Genomic DNA, 16,990 nt, shown 5'->3' with positions numbered 1-16,990 from the left:
GCAATGCGTCAAAAGCTATTATTTTTAATTTGTGCTGCACTGGTACTCGCTGGCCTATGGTTGGTGATGAAACCAGCGCCTGTAGTGAATGATACTAGCGAAACACACGCATTTTACTTTGCCATTCTTGAGGGCAGCATTCCCGAGTCCATGGTGATTCAGCTTAAGCTTGGCGACACCGCCAAGCTTAGCTTCGTCAGTGACAAAAACGCCGCCGTGCACATACACGGCGTCGAAATGCATATTGTGTTAGAGGCAGGTATTAAAAAAGACATTGAGTTTGTTGCGACGCAAACCGGACGATTCGCCATTGAAGTTCACGTTAGCGAAATACAGCTTGGCACCATAGAAGTTTACCCGCGCTAATGCGCTGTAAACTTCTGCCATTATTATTAATTGCAGGCCTATTTCCTGAATACAGTTTTGCGCACTCCTTTGGTGAACCCTATAAATTACCCATGCCCTATTGGATGTATATCTACGGGGCAATGGCGGCACTGGTCTTATCATTTTTAGTTTTAGGCTATTTTTACAGTGCCGAGTCAGCCAAACGGCCACCGTGGCAATATGTCGTCGACAATCCAAAGCTAAGGTTTATTGCTAACAAACTTAAGCTAGCGACGTTATTAAAAAGTATATTAGTTTTATGTTTTGGCCTCGCCATCCTTAGCGGCTTTATCGGCAATCAAGACCGCTACCGCAATTTCAATATGACATTCTTCTGGATTAGTTTCGCGCTTGGCGCTAGCTACCTCAGCGCCTTATTTGGCAACTGGTACCACGACTTAAACCCTTGGAAATTTCTGTTATCTCCGTTTAAAAAATTTAGACAAGGTCGTTACATCTACCCCAACGAGCTTGCATACTGGCCGGCCGTTCTACTCTATATGGCTTTTATCTGCCTTGAACTATTTGGCAATACACAGCCCTTCTCGCTCTCAGTCATTTTACTCAGCTACACCGCTATTAATTTATTCGCCGTGTACTTGGTAGGCAGTGCGGAGTGGTTTCGCTACGGGGAATTATTCTCAGTGATGTTTCGGCTTATCGCTAAAATGTCGCCCGTTCATTGCCCAAGCAACCAAACAGGGCAACGTCAGCTTACCTTACGACTTCCCTTCAGCGGCTTATTACATGAACGCATTGAGCACCGCAGCTTACTCGTTTTTTTATTATTTATGCTGTCGTCTACCGCTTACGACGGACTGCGAGAAACCAGCTTATGGTTTAATGTTTTCTGGCAAGACCCACTCCATATTTTAGAAGCCTTACTCGGCAAACATCCACTTCATGCCTACATCACATTACGGCCTTGGTATATCGGGTTTGAAACCCTATGCTTACTACTCTCTCCGTTCATCTATCTCGGATTGTTTTTGTTTTTTCTATGGCTAGGTAAATGTCTAACTCGTAGCCCACTGACCGTCACCGAATTATCACTGAGATTTGGCTATAGCCTACTGCCCATTGCACTGGTCTATCACATCACCCATTACTACACCTTGGTACTGAGTCAGGGCTTAAAACTGCGGGGATTATTCTCAGACCCCTTTGGCTGGGGCTGGGATATTTTTGGCACCGCCATCAGCGGCAGACTGCCGGTGTTACCGGACATGGGCTTTATCTGGAATAGCCAAGTCTGGCTTATTTTAATAGGCCATGTTGCCAGTGTTTACCTAGCCCACGCGGAAGCCCTGCGGAGCTTTCCAAATCAGCGGCAGGCAAGTATCAGCCAAATTCCCATGCTATTACTTATGGTGATATTTACCGGCGTGGGCCTATGGATACTTGCCCAGCCTTTGCAGGGCTAATTTCCGCTATTATTTTTTTGGCGACACGTGCATAGAAATTTCCGCGTCAAATACCACATTGCCAACTGCATTTTTCACTTCTACCTTAACCGGCACCACGCCTTTTTCGCCAACAACAATGTCACGCATACTGGCGTAGCCTCGCAACACACCCTTGGCTGGGCCCAAGTAACGCACAGTCATGCCTGCGGGAATCCAACGCATGCCAGCGGGCATAGATGCTTCGCTAACAACACCGCCGGCAATCTCCGCGAGATTGCACAGCGCAATCGCGTGAACACTTTTAATGTGATTGTGAATAGCGCGACGTTCTTTTATTCGCACTACCGCATACCCGGTTTCCAGCTCTTCAAACACAGGTTTAATGGTTGCGAAATAGGGCGCTTTCATACAGACGCCTTTAGAAAAAAGCAGTCTGCCAGCGGGAAGCGCAGAGAGTTTGCGCCATAACTTCAATGTTGGATTCACTGGTATCACTCCACGAGTTTGGGAGTATCAGAGTAGGGCGACCGCCAACGACAAACATTGGCCGCGATGACTAAATGAACCGGCAAGCCGGCAACTGGGAAGAACCAACAAATTGCGCCCACCACCGAAAACAGGTGGACGCCATCACTTTAGAAGTTTACACGAAGGCCTACAGACGCCGTCCGCGGCAGGTTAACTCTGGCCCCAGCTGGGCTGCGCGACACAATGGATTCATCATCCATTAAATTGTCGATACGAGTGTACACCTCCACATTTTCAGCCAGAGGCATGCTGGCAGCAACATCAATCGACACATAACTATCCGTACTGCGATAGCGCTGCTCGACAGGGCGCTCACACTGATTATCTTTGCACATTTCATCAATATAAGTGGCCGACAGGTAGACTTTGCGACCCAGAGTATCTTCAATGCCGACATTCATATTCAGCAAATTCTCTGGTAGATACGGCAGGTTATCGCCCTTGAATACATCGCCCGAGTCTGAGTCTTTGGTGACCTCGGCATCGGTATAGGTGTAGGCTAAAGTAAAGGGAACTTGAAAATCGGCAGTTTCCATTAATACCGTGCGCAAACTCACTTCCAAACCTTTGATCGCAGACTCGCCAAAGCTCTCGGTACCCGACTCAGCACCACCGCTACAAGGGTTGGCAATAGAACAATTGTTAACAGTGTTTTGATAATCACTAAAGAAAGCCACCACATCTGCGCTTAAGTTACCGCTGCGGTAGCGCCCACCAAATTCATAGTTCAGACTCTCTTCCGCACCCGTGCCATCCGTCGCGCCGCCGCCCGGAGGGGCAAAACCTTGATGGACACCACCAAGCAGTTGCCAGCTATCGTTCAGCGCATAGGTAACACCCAGCCCAGCCATAACCTCGTCGACCGAGTTTTTGCCGGTGCTAGCCACTGCGCTCCGATCTAGCGCGCCGTAGCGAGTTTGCGCGGTACCAATATCTTCATGACGTAAAGACACCGTGACATCCAGATCGCCCATATTGATACGGTCCATTACCCACAGCGACAAAGCCTCAGCCTCATCAATGCGGTTATCACTGCTGCCGGGCTGGATTATCGAATCAAACTGCAGACTACCATTGACCTGATTGTAAACATTTACCGGCTGAAAACGGTCCGACTCATCTTCATGCTGACGAATACCTACTACCCAGTTATGACTAGCCCCAGCGGCGTCAATATTACCGGCCAGTTCAAATTGAATACCCTCACCATAATAGTCGCGCGCATTGTTCTTAACTTGCACACCGACGGCATCCTCCGTGCCTTCCAATATACCCAGTGCAGTGGCGTCACCATTGTTGGCATTATCGATAAGGGCACCAATACTGGTACCACCCACACGATCCAGCTTGAACCAATTGCGTTTAAAATTATTGCGGTAAACCATACTACTCAAAGTCAAACTTTCACTAAAATCAACCGTATGACGCAACGATACCCCAGTCTGACGGGTACTCATTTGATCCAATTCGGTAATGCCATAGCGGCGGTAGGGATCGCGATCAAACTGCGCGTCAGTCACGCCCAAGTATGTGGCGTTAGACTGCTCTTCCGTGTAGTTAAGCTTTAGATCCAGCTGCTGAGCATAGGTCGCTCCTTCGGCACTGCGCCAGCGCAACTTGCCGACGTAATCTTGTTTGTCATAGCCGGTATCTTTTTTAGAGCGATCAATACTCTTAAAACCAAGTGTTTCTTCTTGATAACTCTCCACCAAGAAGCCCCACTGTCCCTCGGTGGCACCATAGTGCACATGAGATTTCTGGGCACTGTTTTCACCGACCTCGATATTAACAAAGCCTTCTCGCTGCTCAGGAATAGGGGTAGATATCAGATTTAGTGCACCACCAACCGTATACGGACCGTAGAGCAGCGTCTGTGGGCCTTTCAGTACTTCCACTCCTGCCATACGACCACTGGTGGGGAAATAATAAGCAGCTGGGTCTGCGTAAGGCGCTGGCGCGATTAACACGCCGTCTTCCATAAGCGTTATTTTTGCAGTACGGCCACTACCCGAGCCGCGGATACCGATATTGGCGCGCAGCCCATACCCGTCCTCTTCTTGAAAATAAACACCCGGCACCTGACGCACAATACGGTGGATATCAACATGCTCAAACTTCTGAAGCTCCAGCTGATCCAACACATAAGCGGAACCAGCAACATCATCTACTCGCTCACCAACGATAGTAACCTGCTCCAACTTCAGGTTCTCGCGGCTCTCCTTAGTGGCTATATCAGCCCAGCCCGTAGAAACCGCAGATAAGGCACCGGCAGCAAATAGTAAACGTCGCATATACACCTCTAGATATTTTTATTACTGGCCAAACGCTTCCCCAGCAAAAGGCCAACCGCATTTTTGTTGCGCGGATATTAGCAAGTACAAACACAAATCTAAATATAAATTATTCTTACTTATTGCGCCGGATATAAAAAAGCCCGGCACTACAAACCGGGCTTTTAATCACTTTAAAACAAAAGGAGGGGGAATTACTGAGTAGCTTGTACCGCTGTTTCCTGCACCAACGTTTTTAACTCGCCACTTTCGTGCATTTCACAAATAATGTCGCAGCCACCGACCAACTCGCCAGCAACCCACAATTGTGGGAAGGTTGGCCAGTTCGCAAATTCTGGCATTTTCGCGCGGATATCTGGGTTCGACAAAATATCCACAAACGCGAAGCGCTCACCACATTCCATTAAAGCCTGCGACGCGCGTGCAGAGAAACCACACTGCGGCTGGTTCGGGGAGCCTTTCATATAAAGGATGATGGGGTTGGCTGAAAGTTGCTGTTTGATTGCTTCAATAGTGTCCATGGATCACCTACTTGTCGGATAACGGTGATAAGGCCTGATTCACGGGGCGCTTATCCGGAGATTGTTGGCGCTATTCTAGCAATTCCAGTGGCAAAAGTAATGGCTCTGGTTGAAACCGTCGGAGGTCTGGCGTCGGATGTCGGACGTAAGGTTGCCGTATACCAAGCCCGTAGATGCTGAATTACGTTTTGGTCTAGTGTTATGTAATCGTGCTGAGAGCTGCTTTTGACCTTATCGTCAGTCGTCCGACTTCTGACATCCGACTAAGATTCCTAAAAAGCGTCCCCGTCCAGCGTATAGCCCCGCCACGCATTATAGCTTTGTCCGACGTCAGCCACCCCAACCACCACCGCCAGGAGTTTCAATGGTGAGCACATCGCCCGCTTTCGCGGACTGGCTCACTTTAGCCGGAAGCAGCTGACCATTTAAAAAATTCCGCCCAGCTACCGCATCAGCGCCACCCGCCAAGCCCCACGGTGCGAGGCTTCGACGCTCAGTTAGCAAGGTGAATTGTGTTGGCGCTAAAAATTCAAATTCACGTACAACACCATCGCCACCCTTAAACTGGCCCGTACCACCAGAGCTATGACGCAGAGCATAACGCCGAATTCTAAGTGGATAATGCATTTCTAAGCTTTCTACCGGCGTGTTTAAGGTATTGGTCATATGACTTTGCACCGCGCTTAAGCCGTGTCCGTCTGCGTGTGCCCCCATGCCACCGGCGATGGTCTCGTAGTAATTCCACGTATCGCTACCGCCTTGTGAGTTCATCGCGCCACCCATAGCAACATTATTCATACTGCCCTGACTCGCGGCAGGAATAAGCTCAGGCACCGCCTGCGCCAATGCACCCAACACCGCGTCGGTAATACGCATTGAGGTTTCTACATTACCCGCCGCCACGGCTGCGGGGCGCTGGGCATTGAGTAAGCACCCTAGCGGCGCGCTCAAGCTAATTGACCGAAACAACCCCATACACACCGGCACTTCGTTTGGCATTAAACACCGAAATACGTAATACACTGCTGCTGCAGCCACCGATAGGGGACAATTTATATTGCCTGCCACCTGCGCGGAGGTGCCGCTAAAATCTACGACAACACCGTCGTTAGCTAATTCGATACTGACGACAATAGGAAGATGACTATTGCCGAAACCATCGTCGTCCATATAGTCGGTAAAGTGGTAAATACCCTTCGGCAAGTCTGCCAAACGACGACGGGCAATGCCTTCGGCGTAGTGTTGCAATTGCTCGACGGCGGCATCAAATGCCACCGGCAGTGCCGACACCACTTCAGCCAAGCGCAGCAAGCCACTGCGATTGGCACTGACCTGAGCAATAAAATCGCCATGCTGGCCGTCGCCAAACCACGAATCGAGCAAGGCTTTATCTAAGACGCCAGCGCGGACTAACAAGGTAGGCGGAATGACTACACCCTCTTCGGCCAGCGTTTTGGAAAGCGGCATGGAGCCCGGAGTTGAAGCTCCAATGTCGGCGTGATGAGCACGGTTTACAACAAAGGCCAGCAACTCACCCCCCCCGTCGAAGAACGGAGCAATCACCGTCACGTCAGGTAAATGAGTACCGCCAAGAAAAGGATCGTTGACCACGATCATATCGCCAGAATGCCATTCACAGGCACTCACAATATCGGCCATCGCGTATGCCATGCTGCCAAGATGCACGGGAATATGTGCCGCCTGCGCGCAAAGCTCACCACGAGCATCAAAGATCGCACAGGAAAAATCCAAACGATCTTTTATATTGGGTGAGAAGGCCGCACGCTGTAACACCGCGCCCATTTCCTCGCACACTGACTCCAGTCGGTTCACAAAAAGACCGAGTTTTACGGGGTCGAGTATTGGCGATTGCGACATAAAAACACTCTACTGTTCTACTAAAGACCAATATGACTATTGGCGGCATTATCCCTGATCGCGACTCGCCGCCACAAACAGCGCATCCACGAAATATAGTTTAAGCACTATGGCTGGTTATCGGAGCGTTAACCCCGCCGAACAAATCGCGTAAATTGTATTTACGACCCACAGCCTATTAAATAGCGCCTATACAATAAAGAGATTATCGCCATGACCAGCAATATCAATCTGCCACGCATTTTACGCATTGGTGCAGAAGCCAGCCGTATGCTGCCAGCGACTTTAAAAGAGCTGGGCTTATCGCGACCACTCTTAGTGAGCGATGCCTTTATTGTGAGTTTGGGGTGGCTTGCCAATCTGCAGCAGCAGCTAGATGACGAAGGTGTTTTTCACCGCAGCTTTACCGAGGTCGTGCCCGACCCGACCACCGACGCAATCTATCAAGGCTTGGCCGTGTTGCGCGAAAACGAACACGACTGCGTGGTAGCCCTGGGCGGCGGCAGTACCATCGACACCGCCAAAGCCATCGCCGCGATGGCGAACCGCGAACAGCCAATACGCGACTACAAAGTGCCACGCACCCTAGACGACGGCCTGCCGATTATCGCCATCCCCACCACCGCCGGCACTGGCTCGGAAGCCACCCGCGTTGCAGTGATTACCGACACCGAAACCCACGAGAAAATGCTGTGCATGGGCTTGGGACTAATGCCGGTAGCGGCGCTGGTAGATTTTGAACTCACCATAACCATGCCGCTGCGCCTCACCGCTGATACCGGCATTGATAGCCTTTGCCATGCTTTAGAAGCCTATGTAAGCCGCAAGGCAAACCCGTTTACCGACACTATCGCATTGGCCTCAATGAGCGCCATTGCTAAGCATTTGCCCACCGCGTGCAAAGAACCGGACAACCGCGAAGCAAGAGAAGCCATGATGCTCGCCGCCACCCATGGTGGCATTGCCTTCTCAAATGCCTCGGTCACACTCATTCACGGCATGAGCCGCCCCATTGGCGGCCTATTCCATGTACCGCACGGCATGAGTAATGCCATGCTTTTACCCGACATAACCGCGTGGTCTATAAGTGGCGCACCAGCCCGTTATGCCAGCTGCGCCCGCGCCATGCAGTTGGCTGATGCCAGCGACAGCGACGAGCAGGCGAACCAAAAACTGGTCGCCGGCCTACGCCAACTTTGCACTGATTTACAAGTGCCAACACCCGCCAGTTTCGGTATAAGCAAAGCTCAATGGCAGCAAGCCATACCGACGATGGCCCAGCAAGCGCTGAACTCTGGCTCACCGGCAAACAATCCGCGTATTCCCAACGCCGAACAAATAGCCACGCTGTATCAAACGGTTTGGGGCGACTAATTCGCCGCCCCGACCTTATTAATCCTGCGGCAACGCAAGCCATTGCAAAACAAGGGCTGAACCGTAAGTTAATACTGACATACGGTAATTCTCACGTTCGGTGTTTTTCCGGCGCCAAGGCCTAGAATTCCCGCGTGGTTCCTTATATTATTGAGGCTCTGACTAGGCAGCACTGGCTGCCTTTTTGCGTTTTAAATCCTTTGTACTGCTTTTTTGCGCTGTTTATCGCACTTTAAGTGATATTCGCGTACGGAGATCTGTTGATGGCACAGCCCGCATTAATGAACACCTACGGACGGCTACCGGTAACTTTTACCCGGGGCGAAGGTGTGCGACTGTTCGATACAGAAGGTAAGCGCTATTTAGACAGCATTAGTGGTATTGGCGTAAATGCCCTTGGCCATGCCCACCCCGCCGTGACCGAAGCCATTCAAACTCAGGCCGGCCAGCTTTTGCACACCTCCAATTTATACTCGGTGCAAAAACAAACCGAATTAGCGGAAGCCCTGTGCGCCGTTAGCGGCATGGACAATGTGTTTTTCTCAAACTCTGGCGCCGAGGCTAACGAAGCGGCCATTAAGCTCGCCCGTAAGCACGGCCACGATCGCAATATCGAGATTCCCCACGTTGTCGTTATGGAGCAAGCCTTTCACGGCCGGACATTAGCTACCCTAACGGCGTCGGGCAACCGTAAAATTCAGGCCGGCTTTGAACCGCTGGTACGTGGCTTTATCCGCGCGCCCTTTGGCGACATAGCGGCACTGGAAACCATTGCCCACAATAATGACAGCGTTGCGGCTGTCTTAATTGAGCCGATTCAAGGTGAAGGCGGTATTCACACTCTGCCGCCAGAATACCTCTCGCAACTGCGGGCGCTGTGCGACAAATACGACTGGCTGCTGATGCTAGACGAAGTGCAAACTGGCAATGGCCGTACTGGTAAATATTTCGCCTACCAGCATAGCGACATCATGCCCGACGTAGTCGTGACCGCCAAAGGTCTTGGCAATGGCGTGCCAATTGGCGCCTGCCTCGCCCATGGTAAAGCCGCATCGTTATTTCAGCCCGGTAACCACGGCTCAACCTTTGGCGGCAACCCCTTGGTATGTGCCGCCGGACTCGCCGTGGTCAAAACCCTGACCAGCAACAACGCGATTGAGCAAGTAGCCGAAAACGGTCGCTACTTAGTCGCCGGATTAAAACAACAGCTCGCCAACGCTCCGCATGTAAAAGAAGTGCGCGGCCAAGGTTTAATGATTGGCATTGAGCTGACCACCCCCTGCGCTGGCCTTGTTGCTCTGGCGCTTGAGAAAGGTTTGCTAATCAACGTGACATCAGAGCGCGTGGTACGTTTACTACCACCACTAATTATTAACCAACAGGAAATTGATGAATTGCTCTCTATCCTCTGCCCACTCATTTTAGCGTGGACAGACCAGAGCAGCGCGGCGTGATGCCGATTCAGCAGTATAGGTAGCCGAATGGCCTTAAGACATTTTTTAACTCTCACGGATTTGAGTCCCGCCGAACTGGAACAGCTTATTCAGCGTGCCATCGAACTCAAAGCAGAGCACAAAGCCCGCAAACCCAGCGTTCAATTTCCTAATTACGTGTTAGGCATGGTGTTTGAAAAGGCGTCCACCCGTACTCGCATTTCTTTTGAAGCGGGCATGGCGCATATGGGCGGCCACGCTATTTTCTTATCGCCCCGCGACACCCAGCTTGGCCGCGGCGAACCCATAGAAGACAGCGCCAAGGTTATTTCGTCGATGTGCGACATCGTCATGATTCGCACCTTTGAGCACGACATTATCGAGCGTTTTGCCGCCAACTCTAGCGTCCCGGTTATTAACGCACTAACCGACGACTACCACCCCTGCCAGCTACTCGCCGACATTCAAACCTTTGTCGAAAACCGTGGCAGCATGAAAGGCAAACAAGTCGCGTGGATTGGCGACGGCAACAATATGTGCCAGTCATATATTAAAGCGGCGATGATGCTGGACTTTACATTAATGGTCGCCTGCCCAGAGGGCTTTGAGCCCCGCGCCGATCTGCTAGCCGCCGCTGGCGACCGCGTAAAAATCGTCCGCGACCCCGTAGACGCCGCCCGTAATTCCGACCTACTCGTTACTGACGTGTGGGCATCGATGGGCCAAGAAGAAGAAAAGGCCGAGCGTCGCCGCAAACTGTCTGGCTACCAGATCAATCGCACCCTGATGGACTTAGCCAACCCCGACGCACTGTATATGCACTGCCTACCCGCCAAGCGCGGTGAAGAAATCAGCGCTGAATTGATGGACGATCCTAACACCGTCATTTGGGACGAAGCAGAAAATCGCCTGCATGCACAGAAAGCCTTGCTGGAGTTTTTATTGCTTGAGGCACAGACTGCTTGATGCTGGACGGGAGAGGGCCTGCCCCGCGAGCGCAGCGAGTGCTTTGGGTACGGGAAACGCTAGGGCCTTACAACTGCTCCGCCGAATCAGCGCGGCAAAGCCGCGCCCGCTTTTGCATCTCCCGTCTCCCATCCGGCCTATAGCGGGTCCAAAGCCATGCTCCAAATTCACGAAATCCAATGCCAATACGCCAGCGACTTTGTCGTCGACAAGGTCAGCTTTCACGTTAATGACGGCGATATTTGCAGCCTGCTCGGCCCCAGCGGCTGCGGTAAAACCACCATACTTAGAGCCATCGCGGGATTCCAACCACTCACCCACGGCAGTGTTATTTTACGCGACCACTGCCTAAGCGAACCCGGCAAATTAATTGACCCCGAGCAACGCAATATCGGCATGGTGTTCCAAGACTACGCCCTGTTCCCGCACTTAAGCGTTAAAGACAATATAAGCTTTGGCCTACGCAAACAGAGCAAAGTACAACAACACAGCACCGTAAAGCGCCTGCTGGAGCTGGTGCAGCTGGATGGTATCGCCCATCGTTACCCTCACGAATTATCTGGCGGCCAGCAGCAGCGCGTCGCACTGGCTCGCGCTCTTGCACCCAGCCCAGACTTATTATTGCTAGACGAACCGTTTTCAAACTTAGATGCCGAGCTGCGTAAGCGCCTGAGTTTGGAAGTGCGCGACATTCTCAAAGAACTCAAAATCAGCGCCATTTTGGTTACCCACGACCAGCAAGAAGCCTTTGCCTTCAGCGACCAAATCGGCCTGCTCCACGGCGGCCAGCTACAGCAGTGGGACACCCCGTTTAATCTCTATCACGAACCCAACAATCGCACCGTCGCCGACTTTATTGGCGAAGGCTGCTTTTTACCCGGCGTAATCGGCACCGAGGCTAACACCGTCACCACCGAACTTGGCACCCTCATGGGTAACCGCGCCTATCACTGGCCGCCAGGCACCCCCGTAGAAGTATTGCTGCGCCCGGATGACATTGTATTAAGTGATTTTGGCGGTATTACCGCCACTATCGAGAAAAAAGTATTTTCTGGCAGTGCCACCCTCTACACATTAAGCTTGCCAACCGGCAGTCGCGTGGAAGCACTGCTACCAAGTCATCGCAATTACGCGATAAATGACACCGTGCAAATCACCACCGAAGCAGATCATTTAATCGTCTTCAGCCGCGAAGAATTGCTGCACGGCGCAGCCTAAATTTTAAAGGCATAAGAAAACCTTTTTTATTCACAATCCGTCTACCGGCCCACAGCGGGTCGGCAATCCAGCGGAAACCCACGTCTCGTGGGCATCTACCACTTCATACCGTGTTTACCCACCACTTACCGACACTTTATCCACAGAAAATACACAGCATCTAGTGCTTGCGAACTCAGGCAAACCGCATTATCTTGTATGCCAGCTTCAGCCAAACCCCATATATAGGGTTTCAGCCAAACCAAAATAACAACGGATGACACATCCGAACTGAAACCAAGTTTCAAGGTTATTGAAGCATCATATAAAGCCCTCACCCCGTATTTGGGTAGCAAGAGGCCACGCAGGAAGACTGCCGCACAATCGTTTCAAGGACATCAGCAAGGGCCCGGAGATATCATGCAAACCCAACAAGACAGCACCACCAGTGCCACAGGCATTCCCCCGCAAAACAGCAACGACGCAGAACTTAAAGCCACCGCTCCCGGTCAGTTACGGGTTATTAAGCGCAACGGTTCTGTGGTTCCCTACACTGACGACAAAATCAGCGTTGCCATTACCAAGGCCTTTCTAGCGGTAGAAGGTGGCAACGCCGCCGCCTCTACCCGTATTCACGAAACGGTTGCCAAACTGACCGACCAAGTCAGCGCCACCTTTAAGCGCCGCATGCCTTCTGGCGGCACTATGCATATTGAAGAAATTCAAGACCAAGTAGAGCTGGCACTGATGCGCAGCGGCGAGCATAAAATTGCCCGCGGCTATGTTTTGTATCGCGCTGCCCGCGCTGAAGAGCGCAGCCAATTGGCCCCTGTTGGCGAAAAAGTTCACCCTAGCATTCGCGTTAAGCACGCTGATGGCAGCGAGTCGCCACTTGATCTTGGCCGCCTAGAATTCATCGTTCAAGAAGCCTGCGAAGGCCTGAAAGATGTCTCTGCTGCTGCCGTGCAAGAAGAAGCCCTGAAAAGCCTGTACAACGGCGTGCCAGAGGATGAGGTCAATACCTCGCTGGTGATTACCGCCCGCGCCATGGTTGAGAAAGAACACAACTACAGCTTGGTGACCGCTCGCCTACTGCTAGACAAATTGCGCGCCGAAGCCCTGAACTTTTTAGGCGTAGCCCAAAGCGCGACCCAGCACGACATGAGCATTTACTACCCGCAGGCCCTGCCAGTGTATTTGGCTAAAGGTGCCGAGCTAGAATTGCTCGACCCTCGCCTAGAAACAGAATTCGACGTTGCCGCACTGGGCGAAGCCATCAAGCCAGAGCGCGATATGCAGTTCCATTACCTTGGCCTGCAAACCTTGTACGACCGCTACTTTATTCACAGCAATGAAGTGCGCATTGAATTACCACAAATCTTCTTTATGCGTGTTGCCATGGGCCTCGCTATGAACGAAGAAGACCGCAATGCCCGCGCCATTGAATTCTACGACCTGCTGAGCTCCTTCGATTATATGAGCTCAACGCCAACACTCTTCAATGCCGGCACCCTGCGCCCGCAACTGTCTTCTTGCTACCTGACCACCGTGCCAGACGATCTACACGGTATTTACGGCGCGATTCAAGACAATGCCATGTTGTCTAAATACGCTGGCGGCCTAGGTAACGACTGGACACCCGTTCGCGGCCTCGGCGCTTACATCAAAGGCACCAACGGCAAATCACAAGGCGTTGTCCCCTTCCTTAAAGTGGTTAACGACACTGCTGTTGCCGTAAACCAAGGTGGCAAGCGTAAAGGGGCCGTGTGTGCTTACCTAGAAAGCTGGCACATCGACATTGAAGAATTCCTCGAGCTGCGCAAAAACACCGGTGATGACCGTCGTCGTACCCACGACATGAACACCGCCAACTGGATTCCTGATTTGTTCATGAAGCGGGTTTTCCAAGACGGCGACTGGACCTTGTTCTCACCCAACGACGTTCCAGACCTGCACGACCTGTATGGCAAGGCCTTCGAAGCGCGCTTTGAGCACTACGAAGAACAAACTCGCCAAGGCGGCATCAAACTTTATAAGCGCGTAAAAGCAGCCGACCTGTGGCGCAAAGTGCTGTCTATGCTGTTTGAAACTGGCCACCCATGGATCACCTTTAAAGACCCATGCAACCTGCGCAGCCCACAGCAACACGTTGGCGTGGTGCACTCGTCTAACCTGTGTACAGAAATCACCCTGAACACCAGCAAAGATGAAATCGCAGTATGTAACTTGGGTTCGGTTAACCTTGCGCAACACATCGGCGACAGCGGCTTAGATCTAGCCAAGCTAGAAAAAACCGTAAAAACGGCCGTCCGTATGCTCGACAACGTCATCGACATTAACTACTACAGCGTGCCACAAGCTAAAAACTCAAACTTCAAACACCGCCCTGTCGGCCTGGGTTTGATGGGCTTCCAAGACGCACTATACAAGCAACACATTCCCTACTCGTCTGACGAAGCAGTGGAATTTGCCGACCGCTCAATGGAAGCCATCAGCTACTACGCCATTAAATCATCGAGCGACTTGGCAGCAGAGCGCGGCTCTTACCAAAGCTACGAAGGTTCATTATGGAGCCGTGGCATTCTGCCCATCGACTCAGTAGAAATCCTCGTGCAAGAACGCGGCGCCGACTACATTGAAGTTGACCGCAGCCAAACTCTAGATTGGGACAGCCTGCGCGCCGTCGTTAAAACCCAGGGCATGCGTAACTCTAACGTGATGGCAATTGCGCCAACCGCAACCATCGCTAACATCACTGGTGTGTCGCAGTCGATCGAGCCGACTTACCAAAACCTGTATGTGAAATCTAACCTGTCTGGCGAGTTCACCGTCGTGAACCCCTACTTGGTTAAAGACCTAAAAGCACGCGGCCTGTGGGACGCGGTTATGGTCAATGATCTTAAATACTACGAAGGTTCGGTTAGCAAAATAGACCGCATTCCAGACGATCTTAAAGCCCTGTACGCCACCGCGTTCGAAGTTGAACCGCGCTGGTTAGTAGACGCCGCAAGCCGTCGTCAAAAATGGTTAGACCAAGCCCAGTCATTGAACCTATATATAGCTGGCGCCTCAGGCAAAAAGCTCGACATCACCTACCGCATGGCATGGTACCGTGGCCTAAAAACCACTTACTACCTCCGCGCGCTGGCAGCGAGCTCCACTGAGAAATCTACTGTGACTCAGGGCTCAATGAACAAAGTATCGTCGCAGTCAGCACCTAAAGCAGCCGCCACCGCGTCTGCCGCAGCACCGCAAGCTGCACCAGTACCACTGGCCTGCTCGCTGGACGATCCAGACTGCGAAGCCTGTCAATAAGTGCGCAGGGGCCGCTGGCCCCTTAGTTGGACGTCGGATGCCTGGCGTCTGACGAAAAATACAGAGCAACACATAAAAGAATTGAGGTTATAAAATGTTAAGTTGGGACGAATTCGATAAAGACGAAGCACCCGCAAAAGCACCGGTCGCCAAACCCCAAGCACCGAAAACTGCTGAACCGGTTGTTAGCGCCGCGCTAAACACCATGAACAACGAAGACGGCGTTAGCATTGCTGATCAAAGCGTACTCGAAAAAGCCAACGCCGCTATCGAACACCTAGACGTTGCCGCCGGTTTAGAAGAACTGGAAATGGGCGCAGCGCGTCTGCGTGTAGAAGACAAACGCATCATCAACTGCCACCTCGACTTAAACCAACTCGTACCCTTTAAATACGACTGGGCATGGCAGAAATACCTCGACGGCTGCGCCAACCACTGGATGCCGCAAGAAGTAAACATGACCGCCGACATCGCCATGTGGAAAAATCCAGAAGGCCTGACCGACGACGAGCGCCGCATCATCATGCGCTCACTGGGTTACTTCTCAACCGCCGACTCCTTGGTTGCCAATAACTTAGTGCTGGCCGTATACCGCCACATCACCAACCCAGAGTGCCGCCAGTACTTATTGCGCCAAGCCTTTGAAGAAGCCATCCACACCCACGCCTACCAATACTGCGTAGAGTCACTGGGCATGGACGAAGCCGAAGTCTTCAATATGTACCGCGAACTGCCCTCCATCGCTAAAAAAGCGGCGTGGAGCCTGCAGCACACCCAAGCACTGGGCGATCCAAACTTCCACACCGGCACCCCAGAAACCGACCAAGAGCTGCTCCGCAACCTGATCGGTTTCTACGCGGTAACCGAAGGCATCTTCTTCTACTGCGGCTTCACCCAAATACTGTCTATGGGCCGCCGCAACAAAATGACCGGCATCGCCGAACAATTCCAGTACATACTCCGCGACGAGTCTATGCACCTGAACTTCGGCATCGACATGATCAACCAGATCAAACTGGAAAACCCACACCTCTGGAGCGAAAAATTCCAAGGCGAAGTCACCCAAATGATCGTCGAAGGCATGCAGCTAGAAATTGAATACGCCCGCGACTCAATGCCACGCGGCGTACTCGGCATGAACTCAGGCATGATGGAAGAATACCTCCAATTCATCGCCAACCGCCGCCTAAGCCAACTCGGCTTAAAAGAACAATTCCCCGGCGCGCAAAACCCCTTCCCATGGATGAGTGAAATCATGGACTTGCGTAAGGAGAAGAATTTTTTTGAGACAAGAGTAATTGAGTATCAGACTGGAGGGGCGTTGACTTGGTGATGTAATTTCCCCCCGGCAATTCTCACTAGAGAGCGACATTTTGTCACTAGTGATGATCCAGAAGGCCGCTAATTAGCGGCCTTTTTCGTTTAATATCAGTGTGTTACAAGCTTTCCCAATGACCACCATCTGAGATTGGGCCCAGTTTGCGCTAGAGAGGTAAGCGCTCTATTAACCACACCCTACACGAGCGACACATTCCAAGGTAGCAGCGCCTGTAATTCTTCATCACTGGATATGCTCGGCAGTCTTGTAAACACTTCCCGCAAATACGCGTAAGGCTCAAGGCCATTTGCTTTTGCCGTTTCGATTAAACTATATATAGCGGCGCTGGCATGGGCGCCCCTCGGTGTGGCGCTGA

13 protein-coding genes are annotated in these 16,990 nt (G+C 51.8%); 8 read left to right on the top strand and 5 right to left on the bottom strand.

All coding sequences use genetic code 11. The features are described 5' to 3' along the window. Window positions 1–3: 3 nt before the first annotated feature. The gene (locus GVJ32_RS04540) at window positions 4–366 is read left to right on the top strand and encodes a hypothetical protein (protein ID WP_159238877.1); all 363 of its coding nucleotides are present in this window, start codon (window positions 4–6) and stop codon (window positions 364–366) included. Beyond that, a complete protein-coding gene (locus GVJ32_RS04535; protein ID WP_159238876.1) occupies window positions 366–1,811 on the top strand; it encodes a hypothetical protein in 1,446 nt (481 codons plus the stop codon). The genes GVJ32_RS04540 and GVJ32_RS04535 overlap by 1 nt, the downstream gene beginning before the upstream one ends. 9 nt (window positions 1,812–1,820) lie before the next feature. Here GVJ32_RS04535 and GVJ32_RS04530 read toward each other — a convergent pair whose 3' ends face one another. The 4 genes from GVJ32_RS04530 to GVJ32_RS04515 form a co-directional block, all read right to left on the bottom strand. Further along, window positions 1,821–2,279 carry a hotdog fold domain-containing protein gene (locus GVJ32_RS04530; RefSeq protein ID WP_159238875.1) on the bottom strand — a complete coding sequence of 153 codons (459 nt, stop codon included), beginning with the start codon at window positions 2,277–2,279 and terminating at the stop codon, window positions 1,821–1,823. Between the two features lie 149 nt (window positions 2,280–2,428). Then, a complete protein-coding gene (locus GVJ32_RS04525; RefSeq protein ID WP_200841339.1) occupies window positions 2,429–4,612 on the bottom strand; it encodes a TonB-dependent receptor family protein in 2,184 nt (727 codons plus the stop codon). 194 nt (window positions 4,613–4,806) lie between these two features. After that, window positions 4,807–5,133 carry a Grx4 family monothiol glutaredoxin gene (gene grxD, locus GVJ32_RS04520; protein WP_159238873.1) on the bottom strand — a complete coding sequence of 109 codons (327 nt, stop codon included), beginning with the start codon at window positions 5,131–5,133 and terminating at the stop codon, window positions 4,807–4,809. A 330-nt stretch (window positions 5,134–5,463) separates the two neighbouring features. Continuing rightward, window positions 5,464–7,011, bottom strand: a complete 1,548-nt coding sequence (locus tag GVJ32_RS04515) for a hydantoinase B/oxoprolinase family protein (protein ID WP_200841338.1) — start codon at window positions 7,009–7,011, stop codon at window positions 5,464–5,466. A 213-nt stretch (window positions 7,012–7,224) separates the two neighbouring features. Here GVJ32_RS04515 and GVJ32_RS04510 point away from each other — a divergent pair, with 213 nt between their 5' ends. From GVJ32_RS04510 to GVJ32_RS04485, 6 genes are all read left to right on the top strand, one after another. Continuing rightward, window positions 7,225–8,385, top strand: coding sequence for an iron-containing alcohol dehydrogenase (locus GVJ32_RS04510; RefSeq protein ID WP_159238872.1), 1,161 nt, complete (start codon window positions 7,225–7,227; stop codon window positions 8,383–8,385). A gap of 263 nt (window positions 8,386–8,648) precedes the next feature. Continuing rightward, entirely contained in the window at window positions 8,649–9,839 is a 1,191-nt protein-coding gene (locus GVJ32_RS04505; RefSeq protein ID WP_159238871.1) for an acetylornithine transaminase, read from the top strand. A gap of 27 nt (window positions 9,840–9,866) precedes the next feature. Then, window positions 9,867–10,784, top strand: coding sequence for an ornithine carbamoyltransferase (argF, locus tag GVJ32_RS04500; protein WP_159238870.1), 918 nt, complete (start codon window positions 9,867–9,869; stop codon window positions 10,782–10,784). Between the two features lie 156 nt (window positions 10,785–10,940). Then, entirely contained in the window at window positions 10,941–12,002 is a 1,062-nt protein-coding gene (locus GVJ32_RS04495; RefSeq protein WP_159238869.1) for an ABC transporter ATP-binding protein, read from the top strand. Between the two features lie 399 nt (window positions 12,003–12,401). After that, complete coding sequence (locus tag GVJ32_RS04490; RefSeq protein ID WP_159238868.1) at window positions 12,402–15,296, top strand: ribonucleoside-diphosphate reductase subunit alpha; 2,895 nt, start codon at window positions 12,402–12,404, stop codon at window positions 15,294–15,296. A 94-nt stretch (window positions 15,297–15,390) separates the two neighbouring features. Further along, a complete protein-coding gene (locus tag GVJ32_RS04485; protein WP_159238867.1) occupies window positions 15,391–16,629 on the top strand; it encodes a ribonucleotide-diphosphate reductase subunit beta in 1,239 nt (412 codons plus the stop codon). A gap of 182 nt (window positions 16,630–16,811) precedes the next feature. Here the strand turns inward: GVJ32_RS04485 and GVJ32_RS04480 are convergent. Beyond that, window positions 16,812–16,990, bottom strand: a 179-nt coding sequence (locus tag GVJ32_RS04480) for a transposase domain-containing protein (protein ID WP_200841337.1), incomplete at its 5' end; no start/stop codon positions are given.

The organism is Zhongshania aliphaticivorans (genome assembly GCF_902705855.1).
Classification (GTDB): domain Bacteria; phylum Pseudomonadota; class Gammaproteobacteria; order Pseudomonadales; family Spongiibacteraceae; genus Spongiibacter; species Spongiibacter aliphaticivorans_B.
This window is presented reverse-complemented; position numbering and strand designations above follow the sequence as displayed.